The organism is Chryseobacterium limigenitum, from assembly GCF_900114875.1.
Lineage (GTDB): Bacteria > Bacteroidota > Bacteroidia > Flavobacteriales > Weeksellaceae > Chryseobacterium > Chryseobacterium limigenitum.
Genome location: NZ_FPKW01000021.1, coordinates 41233 through 63328, shown reverse-complemented (window position 1 = coordinate 63328; position 22096 = coordinate 41233). Strand labels below are relative to the sequence as shown.

At 34.6% G+C, this 22096-nt stretch carries 15 protein-coding genes and 4 tRNA genes; 12 read left to right on the top strand and 7 right to left on the bottom strand.

Features of this window, described 5'->3' with window-relative positions; translation table 11 throughout:
• Window positions 1-19: 19 nt before the first annotated feature.
• Window positions 20-94, bottom strand: a tRNA-Pro gene (locus BT156_RS18690).
• A 1956-nt stretch (window positions 95-2050) separates the two neighbouring features.
• On the opposite strand from BT156_RS18690, the gene BT156_RS18685 reads away from it, so the two are divergent.
• From BT156_RS18685 to BT156_RS18660, 6 genes are all read left to right on the top strand, one after another.
• Complete coding sequence (locus BT156_RS18685) at window positions 2051-3052, top strand: alpha/beta hydrolase (RefSeq protein WP_072412455.1); 1002 nt, start codon at window positions 2051-2053, stop codon at window positions 3050-3052.
• 141 nt (window positions 3053-3193) lie between these two features.
• Window positions 3194-4069 (top strand): helix-turn-helix transcriptional regulator, encoded by an 876-nt coding sequence (locus BT156_RS18680; protein ID WP_072412454.1) that lies wholly within the window; start codon window positions 3194-3196, stop codon window positions 4067-4069.
• A 227-nt stretch (window positions 4070-4296) separates the two neighbouring features.
• Window positions 4297-5823, top strand: a complete 1527-nt coding sequence (locus BT156_RS18675) for a long-chain-fatty-acid--CoA ligase (RefSeq protein WP_072412453.1) — start codon at window positions 4297-4299, stop codon at window positions 5821-5823.
• 1 nt (window position 5824) lies between these two features.
• Entirely contained in the window at window positions 5825-6709 is an 885-nt protein-coding gene (locus tag BT156_RS18670; RefSeq protein WP_072412452.1) for an alpha/beta hydrolase family protein, read from the top strand.
• A gap of 15 nt (window positions 6710-6724) precedes the next feature.
• Window positions 6725-9385, top strand: coding sequence for a TonB-dependent receptor (locus BT156_RS18665; RefSeq protein WP_083582403.1), 2661 nt, complete (start codon window positions 6725-6727; stop codon window positions 9383-9385).
• Between the two features lie 4 nt (window positions 9386-9389).
• Complete coding sequence (locus BT156_RS18660; RefSeq protein WP_083582402.1) at window positions 9390-10583, top strand: alpha/beta hydrolase; 1194 nt, start codon at window positions 9390-9392, stop codon at window positions 10581-10583.
• A 449-nt stretch (window positions 10584-11032) separates the two neighbouring features.
• Here the strand turns inward: BT156_RS18660 and BT156_RS18655 are convergent.
• The 3 genes from BT156_RS18655 to BT156_RS18645 all read right to left on the bottom strand — a co-directional run bounded on the left by BT156_RS18655 (window position 11033) and on the right by BT156_RS18645 (window position 11326).
• Window positions 11033-11106: transfer RNA gene (locus BT156_RS18655), tRNA-Arg, on the bottom strand.
• A 32-nt stretch (window positions 11107-11138) separates the two neighbouring features.
• Window positions 11139-11213, bottom strand: a tRNA-Pro gene (locus BT156_RS18650).
• Between the two features lie 28 nt (window positions 11214-11241).
• A tRNA-Ser gene (locus BT156_RS18645) sits at window positions 11242-11326 on the bottom strand.
• Between the two features lie 136 nt (window positions 11327-11462).
• Between BT156_RS18645 and BT156_RS18640 the strand changes: the two genes are divergently transcribed.
• From BT156_RS18640 to BT156_RS18620, 5 genes are all read left to right on the top strand, one after another.
• Window positions 11463-12491 (top strand): N-acetylmuramoyl-L-alanine amidase, encoded by a 1029-nt coding sequence (locus tag BT156_RS18640; protein WP_072412449.1) that lies wholly within the window; start codon window positions 11463-11465, stop codon window positions 12489-12491.
• Between the two features lie 67 nt (window positions 12492-12558).
• Window positions 12559-13959, top strand: coding sequence for an aspartate ammonia-lyase (gene aspA / locus BT156_RS18635; protein WP_072412448.1), 1401 nt, complete (start codon window positions 12559-12561; stop codon window positions 13957-13959).
• Between the two features lie 8 nt (window positions 13960-13967).
• Window positions 13968-14765 (top strand): class I SAM-dependent methyltransferase, encoded by a 798-nt coding sequence (locus BT156_RS18630; RefSeq protein ID WP_072412447.1) that lies wholly within the window; start codon window positions 13968-13970, stop codon window positions 14763-14765.
• The gene (locus BT156_RS18625) at window positions 14766-15620 is read left to right on the top strand and encodes a glycosyltransferase family 2 protein (RefSeq protein WP_072412446.1); all 855 of its coding nucleotides are present in this window, start codon (window positions 14766-14768) and stop codon (window positions 15618-15620) included.
• 84 nt (window positions 15621-15704) lie between these two features.
• Complete coding sequence (locus tag BT156_RS18620; protein WP_228430188.1) at window positions 15705-16826, top strand: hypothetical protein; 1122 nt, start codon at window positions 15705-15707, stop codon at window positions 16824-16826.
• A gap of 33 nt (window positions 16827-16859) precedes the next feature.
• Here BT156_RS18620 and BT156_RS18615 read toward each other — a convergent pair whose 3' ends face one another.
• The 3 genes from BT156_RS18615 to BT156_RS18605 form a co-directional block, all read right to left on the bottom strand.
• On the bottom strand, window positions 16860-18338 hold the full coding sequence (locus tag BT156_RS18615; protein WP_072412445.1) for a lipopolysaccharide biosynthesis protein: 1479 nt from the start codon (window positions 18336-18338) through the stop codon (window positions 16860-16862).
• 9 nt (window positions 18339-18347) lie between these two features.
• Window positions 18348-19142, bottom strand: coding sequence for an FkbM family methyltransferase (locus BT156_RS18610; protein WP_072412444.1), 795 nt, complete (start codon window positions 19140-19142; stop codon window positions 18348-18350).
• Window positions 19143-19372: 230 nt separating this feature from the next.
• Window positions 19373-20038: a DUF2461 domain-containing protein gene (locus BT156_RS18605; protein WP_072412443.1), complete on the bottom strand. Its 666-nt coding sequence runs from the start codon at window positions 20036-20038 to the stop codon at window positions 19373-19375.
• A gap of 274 nt (window positions 20039-20312) precedes the next feature.
• On the opposite strand from BT156_RS18605, the gene BT156_RS18600 reads away from it, so the two are divergent.
• The gene (locus tag BT156_RS18600) at window positions 20313-22028 is read left to right on the top strand and encodes a DEAD/DEAH box helicase (RefSeq protein WP_072412442.1); all 1716 of its coding nucleotides are present in this window, start codon (window positions 20313-20315) and stop codon (window positions 22026-22028) included.
• Window positions 22029-22096 lie beyond the last annotated feature (68 nt).

Here is a 22096-nt window from a genome sequence, read left to right as displayed (position 1 = left end):
GAAAAAACTATTAAAACAGTCGGGGCGGCAGGATTCGAACCTGCGACCTCCTGGTCCCAAACCAGGCGCGATGACCGGACTACGCTACGCCCCGATTAGGCCATCTAAAACAATGAATATTACCTTGTTTTTTGTGGGTGCAAAGATAGGATACTTTTTGATATAAAAAAATAAAAATAGAAATAATTTTCAATGAATTTTTTAAGATTACATTTATGTTAACTTTACCCATTTAATAACCATTGAGTTAACATAATTTACAGAGCGATAAAAATAATGATAATTTTTACACTTTTATTTTTCTTTGTGGAAGAAATGGCATATTCAATAAGAAATTGAAAAAATAATTATAAAATTTCGGAGTAAAGAAAATAGAGAAATTATGATTTGGAGTTGCTATCTTTTTTAGGACAAAAAGTTTATATTTCTTGTGAATATTCACTTGGTAATACCTCCTATGTTTGTAAAAGAATAAATTGAGAGTTTAAATAAAGTGAAAAAGAATGAGAGATTGTAGATACCATAGCAACTATAGAAGCATGGTCATCTCGAGAAATATCCTCATTCTTTCTTAGCTTTTAGAGTTTGAACAGAATGTAAGGAATAATGCATGTTCATTATAGCCAGAATATCCAACCAGGAGACAAGACGAAGAAAGATTCCTCACTTTAGTAATTCAAAAAAAGGTAGAATGAATACCTCTGTATTAATTACAATTTTAAAAATGGTACAATAAAACAATTTTTACTCATAATTACAGCGTTTTTTGATTTACTTTTACTCCGGTCAGCAAGCAAAATAAGGCAATTTTCTATTAACAAGGTCTCCAGTTATTGAAAAGACCAACAAAAATAGTCAAACAATAATTGAAACTTTAGCAGAGTTGTTAAAGGCAAAAAATTCTTTACTGGCTGAAAATAAAAAATTGGGTTCAATCAGAAATACTCTTTCACAGAAATAGTCAATTTACTCTGCAATGTCTACACTATAACCATGAAGAAAAGATCATAGTAAGTTTGTTTTTATTGATAAAATTTTAAATTGTATCGAATTAAATATCTGATTTTCAATATTTTAAATTATTGATTCTTTTAAATTTCATGAATTGTGTAAGTCAATTTTTTTTAAAAGGAAGATTATAACTCTAATATTGTACTTGTGCAATTTATAATATCAAACTAGAGATGGAGTTGCTATCTTTTTTAGGACAAAAAGGTTATACTTTTTATACTCTTTAAGTTGAGAGAGGGTAATGTTCCAAAGATTAGTGATGAGAATGTTTTCAATGACTAACTTATTGAAAATCAAACAAATTTTAAAACAATAAATTCAAAAACGAGAGTAGAAATTATCTGCTCTCGTTTATTTTTGTCGAAAAAAAACATATTTAAATGATGAGAATCATACCAAGTGTTTCAGAGTTAGTAATGAATAAATTTTGGAAATATAAGGAGGGATAAAATAGTAAGTTACTTACCATCAGACTGTACGAATTTACGTACAAACTATGATAAGTAAGTGTGGTACTAATTAATTTAAAAAAAAGAGCTGACTTTAAACCTGTGTTTTCATCTGGCAATATCATTTTTTTTAGTGACTGATATCATTTCTCAGGATGAATAATTTAATGAATTTTACACAAGCAAATTAATGACCATGAAGATTAGCGCTGCATGCAGTTTGCTTGACAATATCTCACAAGAAGAAGGGTGCTCGTTCAAGAGTGCTCTTCTTTTGACTAAAAAAATCAATACATTAAGTCATAATAATAGACAGTAGTATACTCCAGCAGATCATGTTAGGGTGAAGATGGACCTGGGGAAAAGTAGAGGTGGCTAGAATACTTTTATAGGTGCTATAAAAAATACGGTGTACTGAAGTAAGATCTAGGTTCAGGATGTACCGGATGGTAAGTAAAAAGGGGAAACTTCGATCTAGGTCTCATCATGTAAGAATTTCCTCTTTCGTGTCACCAAATTTCTTTTTCGTATCATCCGTTGCTAAGCATAGTATTACTTTTGAAAGCAGACAATCCAATATTCCTATTATTATGAAAAAATATATTTTATTTTTAATTCTTTTCCTTATCTCGGGTTTATCGTCTGGACAGCAATATCATCCGCTTACCCTTAAGGAGGTAGAAAAAAGATTACTGCCACAGTTTAGTTCTATGATTAATACTCCTATTCAGGATATTACTCTCGAGGAAATTAAGAAACAGCGTAAAATTGATGCAGAAATTCCTTGGCCAGAATTAAAGAACAAAGATAGTGTTGACGTGATTCAGTCTAAAATCCCTGGATTGAATGCAAAAGATCCTGAAATCCCGGTAACGATCTATAAACCCAAAAACGCGAAAAATCTACCCATACTCCTTTGGTTCCATGGTGGTGGTTTTATTTATGGAACTCCAAAATGGGACCATCAGAGATGTGCAGATTACGCAGTGAAAGGGAATACCATAGTTATAAATATAGATTATCGTTTCGCTCCGGAATATCCTTTTCCAGCAGCACTTTACGATGCCTATGCTTCCTTATTGTGGGCCACTAAAAATGCAGAAAGTATCAGTGGAAATCCGAAACTTCTTGCAGTGGGGGGAATAAGTGCAGGAGCTGGTATATCCGGAAGTTTGGCACAATATGTAAGAGATCAGAGAGGACCGAAAATCAGTTTAGAAATTTTAGAGATTCCTCCAGGTGATTGGGGGATGGATTATCCATCTGTTATTGAATTAAAAAGAATTCCAGGTCTTAAAAGTGAAGATTTTCCCATTATAAAAAATTATTATGTTGGGGAAAAAGGAAATTCAAAAGAAAAATATGTATTGCCTGGAAATATTGAAAATGTTTCAAACTTACCGCCAACTGTGATTTTTGTAGCCGGAGCAGATCCTTTACGAGATAGCGGGCTGGTTTATGCAGACCGCCTTATAAAAGCTGGCAATTTTACTGAACTTCATTTTTTTTCAGGATATGCCCACGGAATGCCGCTTCCGGGAAGTATGGAAATCACTTTGAGAGCAATTAATCAGTTTCTTAAACCAAAATAATTACCCTTTTTCTAGTATAAATCTTCTCATATCCATCATGATGGTTTGTATCATTTTATACAGAATATTTACAATTAAATACATGATATTTGTCATGTATTTAATTTTTATTAACTTGGCATAATAAATAAATTACCTCTTATGGAATTAATCCTTCCTTATCTTGAGGCAGACGGTTTTAAACAGGGTCTGGTTCAGGATTACAGATTTGGTGAGAAAAATTTCTTGAATTCTACTATTCTGGAAATGCCATTAGATTTGGGGAGTGGGAAGCTCGTTCTTTTTAATAATAAAAATTTTCACTTTTTTCGTGGAAAATGGAACTTTCATGAGGAAACTATTTTTCACTCCCCACATAAAGTTGGAGATAACGGAATGATGGACTTCAGAATCAATAGAGAAGGGAAGGTCAGCAGTAATTTTATTTATGATGAAAAAGAATTCGAACACAATACGACTGATATAGATGGGGTAAGGATTTTTGTCCCGAAAAGTATTTTTCCAAAAGATAATGGATTATTGAAAGAGAAACTGGAAAATGCACACCGCAACTATCTGAGCCAGGAAAAACTTAAAACTATTTTTGACACCCCATTTGATGATGCCTCATGTAGTGTCATTCTCGAAAGCAGAATTCTTGAGTTCCTAAGTTATTGGATACATTACCTGCTTTCAGAAGAAAAAGCATTCGAAAATAAAAATGCATTTGTGGACAAAATAAAACTGGCTAAAGATTTTGTAGATACCAATGCATTGCAAAATTTGGCCATCAAAGAAATTAGCCGTTATTGTGGACTCAATAGCTGTGATTTAAAAAAAGGATTTAAGGATTATACACAATTGCCTATTCATCAGTACATCATTAAAGCCAGAATGGAAATGGCAAGATCTATGCTTCTGGAAACCGGAAAATCGGTTGGCGAGATCAGCGATTTTATTGGGTATAATAATCGGGGTCATTTTTCACAGCTCTATCTTCGCTATTTTGGAAAACTTCCTTCTGAAGAACGTTTGTGAAATTAAACACTTTTACACGTGTTGCTGTAAATGCTAGTTATACTGTCATTTATAAGAGTTTTTATTTTTATACACTTAAAAAAAATCCTTTTTCGTATCACAGAATTTCCTTTTCGTATCAGTCCCTATTCAGCATATCATTAATTTGGAGTTAACATAAGTTGATATGAAAACTCCCTAGTTTAAAAGGATTTCATATTAATATTAACTCAATATGAACAGAAACTATGCTGAACTTATCAATTCTGGTGGAGCAGAGCGCAAAAAGAAATCCTAAAAAACCGGCGTTAAGTCTTGGTGAAACTACTTTAAGCTATAGTATTTTCCATGATAAGATCTGCCAGACGGCAAATGCTCTTACAAAAAAAGGAATCGGCTATGGTGATAAAGTCGCCTTGCTCTGTCCTAATATTCTTCAATTTCCGATTATTTTTTTCGGGATATTAAAAGTAGGAGCAACCGTTGTTCCGCTTAGTATTTTTTTTAAACCTGAAGAAGTTGCTTACCATCTTTCTGATTCTGAAAGCAAAATGTTTTTATGTTTTGCGGGGACTTCGGAAATGCTGACGGGAAAATTTGGAAAAGAAGGATTTGATAAAACAGAATCATGCAAAGATTTTATCAGCATTGGAGATATAGCAGAAGGTGTTCAGGATTTTGATGATTTAATCAAAGATGAAGATACACATTTTGAATCTTACACGACTTCATCAGAAGATACAGCCGTAATCATTTATACTTCCGGAACTACAGGAAAACCTAAGGGGGCAGAGCTTTCACACATTAATCTTTTTACCAATGCAGAAGCCAGCACAAAAATAGTGGCAGCTGATGAATTTGAAGGGCAGTTTGTTGTTTTACCGTTATTTCACATTTTTGGACTAACGGTAATGCTGCTTGCGGGAATCCGAAAATCACTTCATCTCATTCTGCTGCCCAAATTTGATGCAAAAACGGTTTACCAGCTTATTGACCATTTTGATGTCAAAATCTTTGCCGGTGTTCCATCTATGTATTGGGCTCTTCTCAATGAAGAAGATACTGAAGAAAGCAGAAATGTTATTAAAAAATTAAGAATCTGCCTTTCTGGTGGAGCTTCTCTGCCTGTAAAAATAATTAATGAATTCGAAGATCGTTTCGGTGTTCCGATTATCGAAGGGTATGGGATGTCTGAGGGCTCACCTGTGGTCACTTTCAATCAATTGGATGTTGGAAGAAAGCCCGGCTCTATTGGAACTCCGATTTGGGGAGTTGAGGTGAAGATTGTAGATGATAATTGCAATGAGCTTCCCGCTGGCGAAAAGGGGGAGTTAATCTATCGTGGTCCCAATGTGATGAAGGCTTATTACAAAAAACATAAAGAAACGGAAGAAGTTTTGAAAAATGGCTGGCTGTTTTCCGGAGATATTGCTGTAAAAGATGAAGACGGTTTTTTTTTCATTGTTGACCGGAAAAAAGAAATGATTATCAGAGGTGGGATGAATGTATATCCACGCGAAGTTGAAGAACTAATGATGAGACATTCTGATATTTCCATGGTTGCTATTGTCGGAATTCATGATGAAAAATTGGGCGAAGAAATAAAAGCATTTGTGGTAAAGAAAAAAGAAAGTAAGGTTTCTGAAGAGGATATCAAAGGATGGACAAAAGAAAGGATAGCTCAATATAAGTACCCGCGAATTATAGAATTTATTGATGAATTGCCCTTAAGTGCCACAGGAAAAATCCTTAAAAAAAATTTAAAAACTAACTGAGATGAAATATTTTAAAATTGTAGTTCTGTCAATTGGATTATTGACAGTAAGCTGCTCAACACAAACTCCAAATACTGAAAATACCAAAAATTTCCGTGAAATTAAGCAGGAAAAAAGACTCAGCAACATAAAATACGGTTCCTATGAAAGGAATGTAATGGATGTTTATCTTCCTGCTGGCAGAACCCCCAAAACAGCATTCCTCATTAATATCCACGGAGGAGCCTGGACGCAGGGTGATAAAAAAGATGATGGTAAACTTTCTGAATATCTTCTTTCGCAGGGAATTGCTGTAGCCAATATTAATTACCGCTATGCTAATTCTACAGACACTCATCTTTCAGAACTTCTGGATGATATCGATAATGTTGCCAAATACTTGTCTTCCCAATCCAAAAAATGGAATACCAGAAATGTTGGCTTTTCAATTTCAGGAGGAAGTTCCGGGGCACACGTTTCACTGATGTACACCTATACAAAAAATTCTCAGATCAAAGCCATAATAGAAATGTGTGGCCCTGTAGATTTCACAGATGTGCAGACGCTGCAATATGTAAAAGCAGCCCATCTTTTTGGCGTTTTAGATAAAATGTCAGGAAATAAAGTAGTATGGAATTCCGGTGACGCAATCCCGGAAGCCTATACCGAAACGAGCCCTGTAAAATTTGTGAATCAAATTCCTACTATGATCATCCATGGCGATAAAGATGAAGTGGTTCCTATTCAGCAGGCTTATATCCTGGAAAACGCTTTGAAAGCAAAAGGGGCTAATTACAAATTAGTAGTAGTTCCTGGAGCAGGCCATCTTATTACAAAATTGCCAGAAGATGAGCAGACCGTGTTCACCAATATGGCAGAATGGCTTAAAAAATATGGAACAAATTAATTATTAAAGAATAATATGAACACTAAATTTTTGAATTCTAAAATCACTATAGCAATACTTTTTTTGACAGCATCTGGAAGTGTGATGGCTCAGAAAAAAGAAGCCGATACGGCGAAAACCAAAGATATTGATGAAGTGATTATGACGGGAGTATTTGATAAAAGAACAAGAATGAATGCATCCATTGCAATTTCTGTTCTGAAGAGCGACCTTATTGAGAAGCAGGTTCCCAATAGTGCTGCAGATCTACTTAAAAATGTTCCCGGAGTATATGTCAATTCATCATTGGGAGAGATCCGGAATAATGTGAGCTCAAGAGGAATCAGTGCTGGTTCTGCGGACGGTACATTTGCTTACGAGTATATTTCTATGCAGGAAGACGGCTTACCGGTTACCAATACAACTTATTTTAATTATGGACCCGATTTTTTCTTAAGAGCAGATGCAACGATTGCTCAGATTGATGCGGTAAGGGGAGGTTCTGCTTCTATTACTGCTGCCAATGCGCCGGGCGGAATTTTTAATTATATTTCCAAAACAGGCGGAAATAAATTGGGTGGAGAAATCCGTGCAAAATATGGTGTTCAGGGCGCTGATAATTCAGGATATCATAGAATCGATGCCAATGTTGGAGGTCCCTTGGGAAATAACTGGTTTTTTAATGTCGGAGGATTTTATCGGTACGACTTAGGAGCCAAATATCCTGGATATCCATTTAATAATGGAGGGCAGGTAAAAGCAAACATTCTAAAAAAATATAATAAAGGAAGCGTTAAGGTATTTCTGAAATATCTTGACGACAGAAACGGTTATGCTCAATTGGTACCTACAAGAGATTATACGAATCCTGAACCGGCAGAAGGATTCAGCAGCAGTTCATCTTTGCTGACTCCAAAATTACAGTATAATTCTCCAGACTTTATTCATGGAGGTAATGTAGATTATAATTCGGGTCGTTTGGTTAGCAACAAATACAGGTCTGTAGGATTAAACTGGGATCATAATCTGGGTAATGACTGGAAACTATTTTTAGCTAGCAAATATACTGATAATGAAGTAGTACAGAACAGCGTAGGAAATTCTTTTCTTACCTCGCTAGATGATTTAACTTCTTATTTTTTAATTGGTGGATTAGGAGTTGGGACTTATTCCTTTAAAGATGCCCTTACAGGACAGGAGCTGGCAAGTGTCAATTCCGCTTTGGGACCCGGAGGGTTGCCTGCTTATCAAATAACTAAGAATTTGCTGCCGGGTCAGTCTATTCAGAATAATTCATTTTTGATGTCACCACTTAATTTTTATGAAAATAAAGTAAAAGAATCAATGAATCAATTAACCATCAGTAAGAAATGGAACAATATGAATTTCTCATTTGGTGGTTATTATGGTTACTCCGATGTCTGGCGCTTTTCCGGAATTAATGGGATCGCTCTTACAACTTTAGAAAATAGACCCAGAATGATGACTCTAACCTTAACGGGAGTTACCACTTTAGATTTTACAAAACCCGGTATTTACCAGCTGACCAATAGCGATGGTTTTGCACAGGCTGCGGGCAGTATAGGAGATTTGATGGAATTTAAAGCTAAACAGCAGCAGGGATCCGTATTTTTTGGACATACCTGGGATATTACAGATCGTCTGACTTTAGATTGGGGAGTAAGGTATGAGAAAGTATGGATCAAAGGGGATAATACCAGAACGTATCTGCTTTCTGATAAAAACGGAGGGACCGATGGAAGTATTTATACTCTGTATAACAATAATGCATTAACAAAGCTCACCAATGTCGCCTATAGCAGGCAGCTGGAAAATTTTTCATATTCGGCCGCTGTAAATTATAAATTCAATAATAACCTCGCAGTATATGCCAGATATTCTAAGGGCAGCAAATCTCCGGATCTTGATATGTTTTTTGCAGCCAAAAGACCGGAGACCATTGCTTTATTGGATCCGCAATCCAGAAAGACGCAGCAGGTGGAAATGGGATTTAAGGCTAAAACTACTTATTTTGATGCATTTATAACACCATTCTACAGCTTATTGAGCAATGTTCCGTACAGTTTTATGGCGGAAGATAGTACTGGCGGATTCTATACAACTCCAACATTATATAACAAAAACGAAACGTATGGAGTAGAGTTGGAAACTAATATCAAACCGACTGATAATTTCAGTATTAGAGCCGTACTTACACTACAGGACCCGAAGGTGAAAGAAGGATATCTATGGAATCTGGGAAGTATGGCCGGACCTTCAGATGACACTGTTTTCTCATATTCAGGAACTACCATAGCCTACACACCAAAAATTATGGCCAATGTAACTCCCAGCTTAAAAATTGGTAAAGCATTCGGCTTTGTAACCTGGAGCTATATGGGTAAAAGAGAAGGTAGCAATACCAATGTCTATAAACTGCCGGGATTTTCGCAGTTTGATCTGGGAATAGGGTATAATTTAAATGAAAATCTCAGTATGCTGATCAATATAAACAATGTATTTAACAAATATGGGGTGATGAGCTATCAGAGACCAGGAACACTTCAGCAGCAGCTTGCTGGCTTCGAAAACTTCACCCAAGCCGAATATGCTTCAGCAGTTGCCAACAATACTCCCTATTTTACGATTGCAATTCCACCAACTTCCGGATATCTTACGGTAACCTATAAATTTTAATACAATGAAAAAGTTTTTAAATATATTCTTTGCAGCTTTGCTCTTCATCATTCTGATATTGTTAGTTATTCCCATGATTTCAGTATATCTGAAAACACCAATGCTTCTGAGTGGTTACAGCAGTTCGTTTACCATGCAGTTCAATTCCTGGTTTGTTGTTTTGAGTCTGGTATTAATATGTATCTGTTTCCTTTTCTATACATATGGAAAGTATTGGCGGAAATTATTGAGAGTTAATTTAATTCTTTCGGTTCTGTTTTTTATGGCCCAGATTTATTTCACTACAGTCATGTTTTCTACCGCTAAAAAATACAATGCCAAAGTTTCATTTTCTCAGGGATTAAAAAGTTCTGAAGAACCTGTAAAACCTACGGAAACTTATTCTTATCTTACTATTTATAACGAAGTACAGCATATAGATGTTTTCCGCCCGCAAACAAAATCGGCAGTACCTGTAATTCCTGTTATTCTTGTGCATGGCGGTGCTTTTATTGAGGGAAACAGAACCCAGGTCGGCTCTGCTGCCAATTGGTTTAAAGACCATGGATATATGGTTTTCTCCATCGACTATCCCTTAGGAAAGGAAGATCGGCACAATTGGGAGTCTGCTGCTAATTCAGTTGTGACTTCGATGGGATTTATTGTGAAAAATTCAAAAAAATTCAATGTTAATCCCAACAAAATAGTTTTGGTAGGCGGATCTGCGGGAGCAGCTTTGGTGATGCAGGCAGATTTAGGGTTGAGGAAAGGTTTTGCAAAATCTTATGATTCTCCGCAGCCTCCGGTTCCGGCGGGAGTTATTGCTATTTATCCGCCTGTCAGCTTATCAGAGCTCTGGCAGAAAATAGATGAGAAAAAAAATATTGACCTTAAGTATGCCGCCAGAAAATATCTTGGAGGTTCACCTGCTGAAGTTCCGGAACGCTATGCACGTCTGAATTTAATAAATCAGCTTTCAAAAGGAATTTCCCCGACATTCATTATTGCGGGAGAAATAGATCACGTTGTAAACGTAGAAGCTACAAGAAAATTTGTGAAAAAAGCGGAAGATCTGAAACTTCCTGTTTCCTATGTTGAAATTCCTTACGGTGAACATGTTTTTGATGCTAATTCCAATTCCATTGCCGGACAGATAGAATGGGATAAAATTGAAGAATTTTTAAAGAGTAACCATTTGGAGAACTGGCTAAAGAGATAACGATATACTTCTATAAGTGTTATGAGAAATATGGTTTACTAAGGTAAGATTTACATTGGGAAGCATAAACGTAAGAAGGATCTTTGATCAGCAAAGCGTTTTCTAAATGATGTTTACAGCATCTCAAAGCGGTTAAACAGGGCTATATGAAAGCAAAAAGGATGATCGCCTATTCGATATTTATCCTAAAAACTGGAATTTAATGGAACAGTGTTTCGAATTGCTGAAATGTATACAATCACAAGGTATATTTGAGACTGATCCCTGAAATAGAACTTTGAGAATAAGAATTAAACTAAATTCCAAAGAACCCAAAATAGTCTATTTATGGGTATTAGGAGCCAAAAATGGAGAAATTATGATTTTATTAGATTTTTTAGGCTTTTGATTAAAACTAAGAAGAAGCCTAAAAACAAAAAAACTCACAATTAAAATTGTGAGTTTTTTTGTGAGCGCGTCAGGATTCGAACCTGAGACCGTCTGCTTAGAAGGCAGATGCTCTATCCAGCTGAGCTACGCACCCATTGAATAGTTTTGAAAAAACTATTAAAACAGTCGGGGCGGCAGGATTCGAACCTGCGACCTCCTGGTCCCAAACCAGGCGCGATGACCGGACTACGCTACGCCCCGAATATAATTAGATTGTAAAGAAAAAATGCGGAGGGTAAGGGATTCGAACCCTTGCGACACTTTCGCGTCGACAGTTTAGCAAACTGCTCCATTAACCACTCTGGCAACCCTCCTTTTTTCTTTAATTTTTAATGATCGTTGTTCTGTTATTGCGAGTGCAAATATAGAATAGATTTCTTTATTTACCAAATATTTTTCAAGAAAAATTTGTGTATTTTTGAGCTGATAAATGATTAAAAAAATAAGCCAATGCGTAAAACATTATATATCATCGGATTAAGTACTTTCGTTTTTTCGTGTACTCCGCAACAAAACGTAAAAAAAAGTTCTTATAAACCAAAAAACCCAGTATCACAGCCAAAAACGGCAGTAAAAACACAAACTCAGGAAAAGCCGAAACCGCAAATTACAAATGATCATGGTGTAGAATTTTTTACTACAAATATTGCAGATGTAACTAAAAATGATAACACTGCGAGTTACGGTTCTATCGTTTCAGCAAAACCTGCAGGATATAAAGTAGTGAAAACTTATTTCCCGGCAATTGCCCAAAATTTCAGACAGAGATATCTGATATTACACTATACAGCATTACCGGATGATAAATCGATAACAGTGCTTACTCAGCAGGCTGTAAGTGCACATTATTTGGTAAACAATACGGGAGATAACGAGATCTATCAATTAGTAGATGAAAATAAACGTTCTTATCACGCCGGAGTAAGCTCTTGGAGAAATGATAAAAATCTTAATGATAACTCGATTGGAATTGAAATCGTAAATGCTGGTTATACAGCAGATGCTACAGGTAAAAAATTATTTGTCCCTTTCAGTGATGATCAGGTTAAAAAAGTAGCTGCTTTAGCAAAAGATATTATTACAAGATATCAGATCCCTGCAACCAATGTTTTGGCGCATTCTGATATTGCACCAACGAGAAAGCAGGATCCGGGACCGTTTTTTCCATGGAAAAAGCTTTATGATCAGTATCAAATAGGAATGTGGTATGATGAAGCTTCAAAACAAAACTATTATGACTTGGCAACATCTACGGATTTTACTGTAAAATATAATGATCCTACATTTATTTCAAGTGTTCAGACTCAACTGCAGAAATTTGGATATGGAGTAGAAGTAAGTGCAAAATGGGATGATGCTACAAAAAAAACAATTGAGGCTTTTCAATATCATTTCCGTCCGCAAAACTATGACGGAATTATGGATGCCGAAACATGGTCGATATTACAAGCTTTAAGTCTAAAATACCCTGTAAAATAAATATAAAGCGCATCGGTATGATGCGTTTTTGCTATATTTAAAACTATAAAAATTTAAAAAATCTGTAATGGAAAATTTCAGAAAAGAAAGTGATTTATTAGGTGAACTCTATGTTCCTGTAAATGCTTATTATGGAGTTCAGACCCAAAGAGCGATTGATAATTTCAAAATTTCGGGACAATTGCTCTCTTCATATCCCGATTTCATCAGAGGATTGGCTTTTGTGAAAAAAGCTGCTGCAAAGACCAACTATGAATTAGGTTTGCTTGATGAAGAATTATATTTCAAAATCGCTGAAACTTGTGACGAATTAATTACTGGGCAGCTTCACGACCAATTTCCTGTAGACATGATTCAGGGCGGGGCGGGAACTTCGATCAACATGAATGCAAACGAAGTTATTGCCAATAGAGTGTTGGAAAAATTAGGTAAAAATAAAGGTGAATACGAATTTTGTTCACCAAACGATCATATTAACCTTTCACAATCAACCAACGATGCATATCCTACAGCGATAAAAATGGGATTGTTGCAGATGAATGTTGGATTGGTAGACAGGCTTCAAAAAATTGTTGAAGCTTTCCGTGCGAAAGGAGAAGAGTTTCAGGATGTTATCAAGATGGGAAGAACCCAGCTTCAGGATGCTGTTCCAATGACTTTAGGTCAGGAATTTGAAGCGTTTGCAGCCAATTTGGAAGAAGATATTTCTAAATTAAACAGCAACGCAGATCTTTTTGTTGAAGTAAATATGGGTGCTACGGCAATCGGAACTGGAATTAATGCTCCGATTGGTTATGCAACACTTTGTGCTAAAAATTTAACTCAGATTACAGGTTTTCCTATCGTTTCAGCGCCCAATCTGGTTGAAGCTACGCCGGATACAGGTGCTTACGTGATTTATTCTTCAGCAATGAAGCGTCTTGCCGTGAAATTGTCAAAGATCTGTAATGATTTAAGATTGCTTTCTTCAGGGCCAAGAGCTGGATTATTTGAAATTAATTTACCTCCAATGCAGCCGGGATCTTCAATTATGCCAGGAAAAGTAAATCCTGTAATTCCGGAAGTGGTTAATCAGGTTTGCTATAAGGTAATCGGAAATGATTTAACGGTAACTTTCGCAGCAGAAGCAGGTCAGTTACAATTAAATGTAATGGAGCCTGTACTTTCTCATGCCATCATGGAAAACATTAATTTCCTTTGCAATGCTTTAGATACGTTGCGTGACAAATGTGTGGTCGGCATCACTGCGAACAAAGAAGTGTGCTTAAACATGGTTAAACACAGCATAGGAATTGTTACTGCGCTTAATCCTTACATCGGTTACAAACAGTCTACGCAGATTGCAAAAGAATCGTTGGAAACGGGAAATAGTGTATACAATTTAGTGTTGGAAAAAGGATTGCTTTCCCAAGAAAAATTGGATGAGATCCTTGATCCTAAAAACATGCTGAAACCTCATAATAAATAATATTTTCTGTGAGTAAGATCAACAAAACTGTCAAGGCATTACAAAATATAGCTCAGGATCCAAGCTTGCTTAACTTGGTGCTTAACGATAGAAATGTAAAGAAAAAAGAATTTCTTAAAAAATATCCTCATTTGGAAACCCTTCCTCAGATCAACCTTCTTGATCTGAGTGAAGGTTCTTTTGATGAAACTATCGATTTATGCTTTCTGGACGGAGGTTCAATTCCTACGGATTTAGCGTTGTTAAAGACTTTAGCAAAAGGAAAAAAAAGCTATTTTGAAATCGGAACATGGAGAGGAGAAAGCGTTTGGAATGTTGCAAAAGTGATTAACGATTGTACAACTTTTAACCTTTCAGAAAAAGATCTTTTGGAATTAGGCGTAGATAAGAAGTATGCCGATCTTCACGGAATTATTTCCAAAAAAAATCCTGAAATCCTTCACTTAGAAGGAAATTCAAAAACGTTTGATTTTGGAGGGTTAAACAAAAAATATGACCTTATTTTCATCGATGGAGATCATTGCTATGAAATGGTGAAAAACGATACTGAAAAGGTTTTTAAACATCTTGTGCATGAGAATACAGTAGTCGTTTGGCATGATTACGCCTTTAACCCAGAAAAGATCAGATATGAAGTTTTTCAAGGGATTTTGGATGGTTTGCCTAAAGATTTTCATCAAAACTTATATCATGTAGCCAATTCGATGTGTGCGGTTTTTATTAAAGGTGATTTTAAAACCAAGCCTTTTGAAAGTTTACAGGAACCTGAGTTTTTATTTGAAGTAAATTTGAAAATAAAAAAATAGGTGAAATTTTTAATTATCATTCCTGCGCATAATGAAGAAGATAATCTCTCATTCACTTTAAACTCTTTACAGCAGCAAAGTTTTAAGGATTATAAAGTTGTGGTGGTAAATGACGGCTCAATAGATCAGACGCCTGAAATTATCAAAAAATATACGGATCAGGATTCTCGTTTTGAAACCATAAATCTTCAAAAATCAGCGCATCAACCGGGCTCAAAAGTGGTTAATGCTTTTAAAAACGGATTAAAAACTCAAAGTATAAATGAGTTTGACATCATTTGTAAGTTCGATGCAGATATTATTTTGCCTGAAAATTATCTTGAAACTATAAGAAATTCCTTTCAAAATAACCCTGAAAATGGTTTGATTGGAGGACTTTTATATATCGAGAAAAATGGAGAATGGGTGTATGAAGGAAACTCTAACAAACATCATGTGAGAGGGCCGATGAAAGCTTATCGAAAGGAATGTTTCATCGAAATCGGAGGGTTAAGGGAAACGTTAGGCTGGGATAATATTGATTCTATTTTGCTTGAAAATTTGGGTTGGAAAGAAGTTGTTTTACCCGGATTACAGGTGAAATTAATCAAAGTAAAAGGCGCAGATTACACGGTAAAAGAATCTGATTATTACGGAAGATATTTTTATTTTTTAGGTCTAAAAAGATTTCTGGCATACATCGCATCTTCAAAAGAAGCTATGAAAAGCAAATCGATCCCATTTTTCTTTCAAATTATTAAGTCTTACGAAAACTGCAGATCAAAAAAACTGGAACTGAAAATTACGAAAGACGAACAAAAAATTATCAACAATAAACGTTGGGAAGCGTTGAAAAAGAAGTGGTTGAATATTTAATTTATATTGTAATGTGTTCTTTGGGTCTTTGCTGAGTGTTAACGCCTTTGCGAACTTAAAAACAGTCAAATTGTAAAAAACTTTGTGAACTTTGCGTTAAAAAATAATATAAATGAACTTCAGCCAAAACTTAAAGTGAAAAAAATAGCCTACATAGAAATAGACACGCACGCAGAAATTGCACAGGATTTTATAGAAATCATGCAGGATTCCCATGAATTTGAAGTGGATTATTATTTTTCGCAAAGAATTAAAAATCAGATAAAAGAATCAAAAGAAAATATATTTCTGTCTGACAGTTCAATGATTATGGATCAGCTGAAAATTAAAAAATACGACCTGATTATTATTGGAACTGTTCATCGCTATTTCAATACTTTTCAGGCTGTTACTGAGAAATTTAATACATCAATTATCATTCATAATATTAATTTTACCAATATTTCAAAAACTGATTTAATCAAAAATGTCTTGAAAAATGATATGATCTACAGATTAAAATTATGGTGGAAAGAAGGACTTTTTTATTCATCAAAGGTGTATAAAAAGGCAAAAAATCTTTTGGTATTAGATCAGGAATTGGCTTCTGGAAAATATAAATTCCTTCCTCTTTTTTACACTAAAAATATTCAGAATTCCGAGAATAAAGTTTTAAAAATAGTTATTCCTGGCGGTGTTTCTCAAATGAGAAGAGATTATAAAAGGGTATTTTCAAATATAAGAAAATGGGAAAATGATTTAAGACAAGGGTTGAATTCGGGGAATAAATTAATTGAATTTATATTTCTGGGAAAAGCTGACGGACAGGAATTACGCGAAATTGTGGATCTGGAAAAATCGTTAGAACGAATTAGTATTACGTACTTTTCAGAACGTGTTTCTCAAAATGATTTTGAAAAGTGGATGAGGGAAGCAGATGTTTTATGGTGCCCGATTCAACAGGAAACTGAGTTTTTCAGTCAAAAGGAAATCTATGGAACGACTAAAATGACAGGGAATCTTGGTGATGCCATCAAGTATGGAAAACTGGCTGTTTTTCCTAAGAACTATCCGTCAAAATTAGATTTTATTATTCCTGAGAACGATAATTTGATGGAACAGTTTATCCAACTGAAAAATATTAACTTCGATTTTCAAAAAAATTATAACAAAAAATTGGTTCAGGAAAATTTAGAAAAAATTTTAAGCAATCAGATTGAAAGCTAAACACTAAAAACCAAAACCAAAACACCAAATGTCTTACTTTATCTTGAAAACACTTTTTATAAATCTGATATTTAAATAATCCTCAATCGGGAATATTTTAGTGAAATAATTTCCGATATAAATCAATATTAAAACAACAGCCGGTTTGTAGATCAAATTGATGAAATTGTTATCAAAAGTAGGCAACACGATGGCAACGGTTATTGCTAAAGTGCAGATAATTGACACAAAAATCATTTCAATCGTTAACGGAGAAACTTTAAAAACAACATAATTAAAAATGATTTTAATAACATTGTAAGTTGTTAGTGAAATTGCTGTAGATAAGGCTATTCCGATCAATTTCAGATCTGTATTTTTGATGAAATAATAGTTTAGTCCGATCGTTAATCCTGCCAATAAAAGCATTACCAAAATATTGAAACGGTAATATTTAGAAAGCGAAATAATATTTCCGTTGAATCCTGTCGCGAGGTCAACTAAAACCGCAGAACCCCAGATCCAGACTACAGGTTCGTATTCTCTCAGCATTGTCCCGTTTTTGGGCATAAACTGAGTTAAAAAAGGAAATCCGACCATGATGCATGAAAACAAAACAGCGCCTAAAAAATATAAAGATAAAGACGTTTTTTTATGAAATCTATCCAGTTCTTCCATATCTCCGTCTGCCAATGTTTTATTGATAATGGGTGCAGAAATATTGAATAATCCCAATTGTGGGATAGATATCAAAGAAATCAAGGCATATAAAACCGAATAAATTCCAACTTCTTCCATTCCTAGATATTCACCGATCATAAAGCTGTTAATGGCTAAATAATTTCCGAATGTTCCGAGAAACCCAAAAAAACTGTAATTAAAAAACTCTTTCCAGAAATTATTTTTCTTAAAATAATCTGTGTTGAAATCGAGCTGTATTTTTTCTAATCTATTGGTGTAATAAATGTAACCCAAAAGCATTAAAGTGAAGATCCCAAAGAAAAAAGCAAATGCAATTTTCTGTGAGAAAGCAAAATAGAAGAATAAACAAAATGCTCCTAAATTGGCTATTTTCGGAAAAAGATTATCAAAAATATTAGAAACTACGATTCTTTTGTAGTTGGAGGTGTATTTATTAAAGATCGCACAAAACGAAAGAATTAAGATCAATGGAAGAATCATTTCTTTGTTCTTCCACGCTTCCGAAAGCCTGAATTTTGGATAAAAATAGGGGATAATAAAAAATATTACACTGAATACAATAAAATTAATAAGAACAGTAAGCAACGAGAGCGAAAGCATATTCTGTTTTTTACCGTCTTTTTCTACCGTATGAAAAAATTTCACATTAGAATAAGAAATTCCTAAAACAACAAAAGGAACCAGCATTTCAGCAGCAGGAAGGATGTAGCGCAATTTTCCGTAAAATTCAAAATCATAAGGGAAAATGAAAATTGCAGAAATTGTTCCCAACAAAAAACCAAGATAACCGATAATGGAATATTTGAAGCCTTGCCTCGCTACTACGCTCATAATAATATTTTAAAGGTTCTTAGGTATAAAAATAATGTTGTTGATGTATTCCGTTTTATTTTTTTCGTCGTTGGTGTTTTGTATTAAAATTGTTTCTGTGAGTTTTTCAAGCTCAAAATTGTTTCTGTTCAGATATTTGGCTTCGTATCCCCAAGTTTCAACTTCGGAGATCTCGTTCCAGATAGGGGAGTTGTGATGTCTTTGTTCCATCTCAACCATCAAAGTCGGTAAAAACTGCTGAATGATTTTTTTTGCGCCCAAAAGTGTTTTCATTTCATTTCCTTCAACGTCTATTTTAATGAAATCCAGTCTGTTAAAGTGTTCAATTGCAGCCCAGTCATCCAACTTTATAACTTTTACTTTTTCAGTATAGCTTTTTTCTTCGCCTTTTTCTTTATATAAAGTATTCAGCGTTCCTCGGGACGCGATCATTTTACCATTGATGATCGGAACTTTAAATTCGGCGGTTGTATTTTCGTCAGAAAGTGCCAGTGGAAAAACGTTTATTCTCGGGAATAATCTTTTCAGGCGACGGTATAGTTTTTTGTTGGGTTCAAAAGCATAGATATGATTATGATCCAGCTTGTTTTCCAGCTGATAAAGGAAGGTTCCAACGTTGGCGCCAATATCCAGAATTACGGCTGTTTTAGACAAATATTCTTTGATCCAGACTAATTCCGGTTCTACATTACGTGCCGAAAAATTATCTTTGTTAAGATGGTTTAAGGTCTTAAAATATCTTTTTTTATAGAAGTTCGGACTAATATATTGTAGTTTTTCTGCAATTCTTTGGTATAAAGACATCCTGATTTTTTTGACGATCAGCAAAGATAAGCAAAAATGTTAAACTAATGATAATTTTGTTTGATTGTAATGAGTTGATTATCAGTGTTTAATTTTAGTATGAAATAATTTGCTAGTTCAATAAATTATGGGAAATCCTTCGACTTCGCTCATACTAAGTGTATTATTTAACAGAATAATTTGCCAGTGTCATCCTGAGCGAAGTCGAAGGGTCTATGATCTACTATAAGTTAAAGAAAGGGCGTATTCAAAAAATCATTAAAAGGTTTCATCGCTTTAAAAATCTCCGTCATATTTTTTGCTGCATTTTCATCTAAAACTTCCTCGTCTTTTAAATTATGAACTGCAATGAAGCTTTTTAGTTTTAAATATTCGCCCATCGGATCTTCTTTTTCAAAACCTTGAGGAACTTTTTTCAACTTGTCGGCTTGATCTAATTCCGGGAAATGTTTTTTGAAATCTTTATTGTTGATAACTTTCAGGAAATCCTCTCCATATAAAGAAATTTCTTTTCTCACCTCTTTCAAAACAGAGGATTCGGGCATGTAAATTCCGCCTGCCAGAAATGATTTTCCGGGTTCTATGTGAAGGTAATATCCGCCTTTCTGGCTTCCTTTTCCCATTCCTAACGAAGCTCCGAAATTGGTTTTGTAAGGGATTTTGTCCTTTGAAAATCTAGTATCTCTGTAAATCCTGAATAATGCTTTTTTTGGATCTAATTTTGCCAGCTCTTCATCAAATTCTCCCATTTCATTGATTAAGTCTTCAAGAAAAGAAATTACATTTTGTTGAGATTCTGTGTAGAGATTTTTATTTTCATTAAACCATTCGCGATTGTTGTTTTTGGTCAATTTTTTTATAAAATCGAATGTTTTTGTAGAAATGGTAGCGGACATGTTTTTATTTTAAATCAAATTTAATTAAATCTATTTTATATGGCAAAAAATATATTTTTTTGATGATTCACAATTATTTAACTCAATAACAAATAATTTAATAATCGCCGTCTTGATTGAGATTTTGTTACATTAAAAATAAAATATTTAGGGTTTTTCTGTTGAAATTTTAAAATATTTAGGGTTTTGGAAATTAAAATTATTAATTCCGTAATATTATATAAAAAGAAATCCAAATATTAATTGTATATTTGCAGAAATTTTATAATATTTAATGAATTTATTTACGGAGTCCAATTTAAGTCCTGACATTCTTAAGGCAGTTGGCGAACTGGGTTATGAAAGCCCAACAGAAATCCAAAAACAGACTATCCCTTTTATTCTTTCAGATATTCGCGATTTGATCGCACTTGCGCAAACAGGGACAGGCAAAACAGCAGCGTTTTCGCTTCCGATTTTGGATATGATTGACGATACGAGTCGCAAAATCCAATTTTTGGTGCTTTGTCCGACACGAGAACTATGTCTTCAGATTTCTAAAGACATAAAAAATTATTCCAAGTACATGAAAGACATCAAAACTACAGCAGTTTATGGTGGAAGCAGTATTATGGATCAAATTAGATCTCTAAAGGATAAGCCACAGATTATTGTAGGTACTCCAGGAAGAGTTATCGACCTTATCAACAGAAAAGCACTTGACTTTTCTGCTATTCATTGGTTAGTTTTAGACGAAGCTGATGAAATGCTTTCAATGGGTTTCAAAGACGAATTGGAAACAATTTTGAGAGAAACTCCTGAAACAAAACAAACTTTCTTATTCTCTGCAACGATGAATAAAGAAGTGGAGAGAATTTCTAAAAATTATCTTACAAAACCACACCGTATTTCTGTAGGTTCTATTAACGAGGTTAAAAAGAACATTAAGCATGAATATTACGTTGTTGGGTACCGTAACAAAAAAGAAGCTCTTAAGAGATTAATTGATGCAAACCCTAACCAGTATTCAATTTTGTTCTGTAGAACAAGAATGGAAACTCAGGAGGTTGCAGATTTCTTAATGCAGAACGGCTACGCAGCTGATGCTCTTCACGGAGATCTTTCTCAGGCGCAGAGAGATACGGTAATGAAGAAATTCAGATTGAAAAACATCGATATTTTGGTTGCAACTGATGTTGCGGCAAGAGGATTGGATGTTGATTCATTAACTCACGTTATCCATTATTCTTTACCTGATGATCCTGAAGTATTCGTTCACAGAAGTGGAAGAACGGGTAGAGCAGGAAAAGACGGGATTTCTATCTCTTTAATCAAGCCTGAAGAAAGCAGAAAATTAAAGCAGATAAAATCTACAACGAAAATTGATATCGTTGAAAAAATTATACCAACAGGACAAGAGGTAATCAAAGCTCAGGTTGGTGGAGTTTTCGAAAAGTTATTCACAGAACACGAAGATATCTTCGAATTTGATGACAGCCTGATCCCGGATCTAAATGCTTTCACGAAAGAAGAATTGGTACACAAATTATTGCAGTTCCAATTGAAAGATCTTGCATTGTACTACAAAGATAAACATGATCTTGTTGAGCAGAAATTCAGCTCTAGAGATGATGACTATCCTAGAAGAGACAGAGATAGAGGTCGTGACAGAGACAGAAGCAGAGGAGACCGCGATAACAGAAGTGGAGACAGAGACAGAGGAGGAAGAGAACGTGGTGGAAAACCAAGAAGAAAGAATGAAGATATGGTAAGATTCTTCTTCAACTTGGGTAAAAAAGATCAATTGAAGAAATTAGATGTTTTAGATATCATCAACAAAGCAACTACACCTGCGGGAGGTAGCAAGAAAAGAGCTGAAATTGGTGACATCGAAATTCTAGAGAAATTCTCTTTCTTTGAGATTGAAAAATCGTTTAAAGGAGAGCTTTTGAATAATATTGCATCCATGAAATTCAAAGGAAAAGATATGAGAGCTGAAGAGGCGAATTAATACTCATACCAAACTATATAAAACCGGCATCAAAGCCGGTTTTTTTGTTTGATAATCAGGTGGTAACG

Bases quoted from the DNA above. Each gene is read 5' to 3' on its own strand.
- BT156_RS18685 (WP_072412455.1), top strand. From the start codon at position 2,051: ATGAAAAAATATATTTTATTTTTAATTCTTTTCCTTATCTCGGGTTTA.
- BT156_RS18680 (WP_072412454.1), top strand. From the start codon at position 3,194: ATGGAATTAATCCTTCCTTATCTTGAGGCAGACGGTTTTAAACAGGGT.
- BT156_RS18675 (WP_072412453.1), top strand. From the start codon at position 4,297: ATGCTGAACTTATCAATTCTGGTGGAGCAGAGCGCAAAAAGAAATCCT.
- BT156_RS18670 (WP_072412452.1), top strand. From the start codon at position 5,825: ATGAAATATTTTAAAATTGTAGTTCTGTCAATTGGATTATTGACAGTA.
- BT156_RS18665 (WP_083582403.1), top strand. From the start codon at position 6,725: ATGAACACTAAATTTTTGAATTCTAAAATCACTATAGCAATACTTTTT.
- BT156_RS18660 (WP_083582402.1), top strand. From the start codon at position 9,390: ATGAAAAAGTTTTTAAATATATTCTTTGCAGCTTTGCTCTTCATCATT.
- BT156_RS18640 (WP_072412449.1), top strand. From the start codon at position 11,463: ATGCGTAAAACATTATATATCATCGGATTAAGTACTTTCGTTTTTTCG.
- aspA (WP_072412448.1), top strand. From the start codon at position 12,559: ATGGAAAATTTCAGAAAAGAAAGTGATTTATTAGGTGAACTCTATGTT.
- BT156_RS18615 (WP_072412445.1), bottom strand. From the start codon at position 18,338: ATGAGCGTAGTAGCGAGGCAAGGCTTCAAATATTCCATTATCGGTTAT.
- BT156_RS18610 (WP_072412444.1), bottom strand. From the start codon at position 19,142: ATGTCTTTATACCAAAGAATTGCAGAAAAACTACAATATATTAGTCCG.
- BT156_RS18605 (WP_072412443.1), bottom strand. From the start codon at position 20,038: ATGTCCGCTACCATTTCTACAAAAACATTCGATTTTATAAAAAAATTG.
- BT156_RS18600 (WP_072412442.1), top strand. From the start codon at position 20,313: ATGAATTTATTTACGGAGTCCAATTTAAGTCCTGACATTCTTAAGGCA.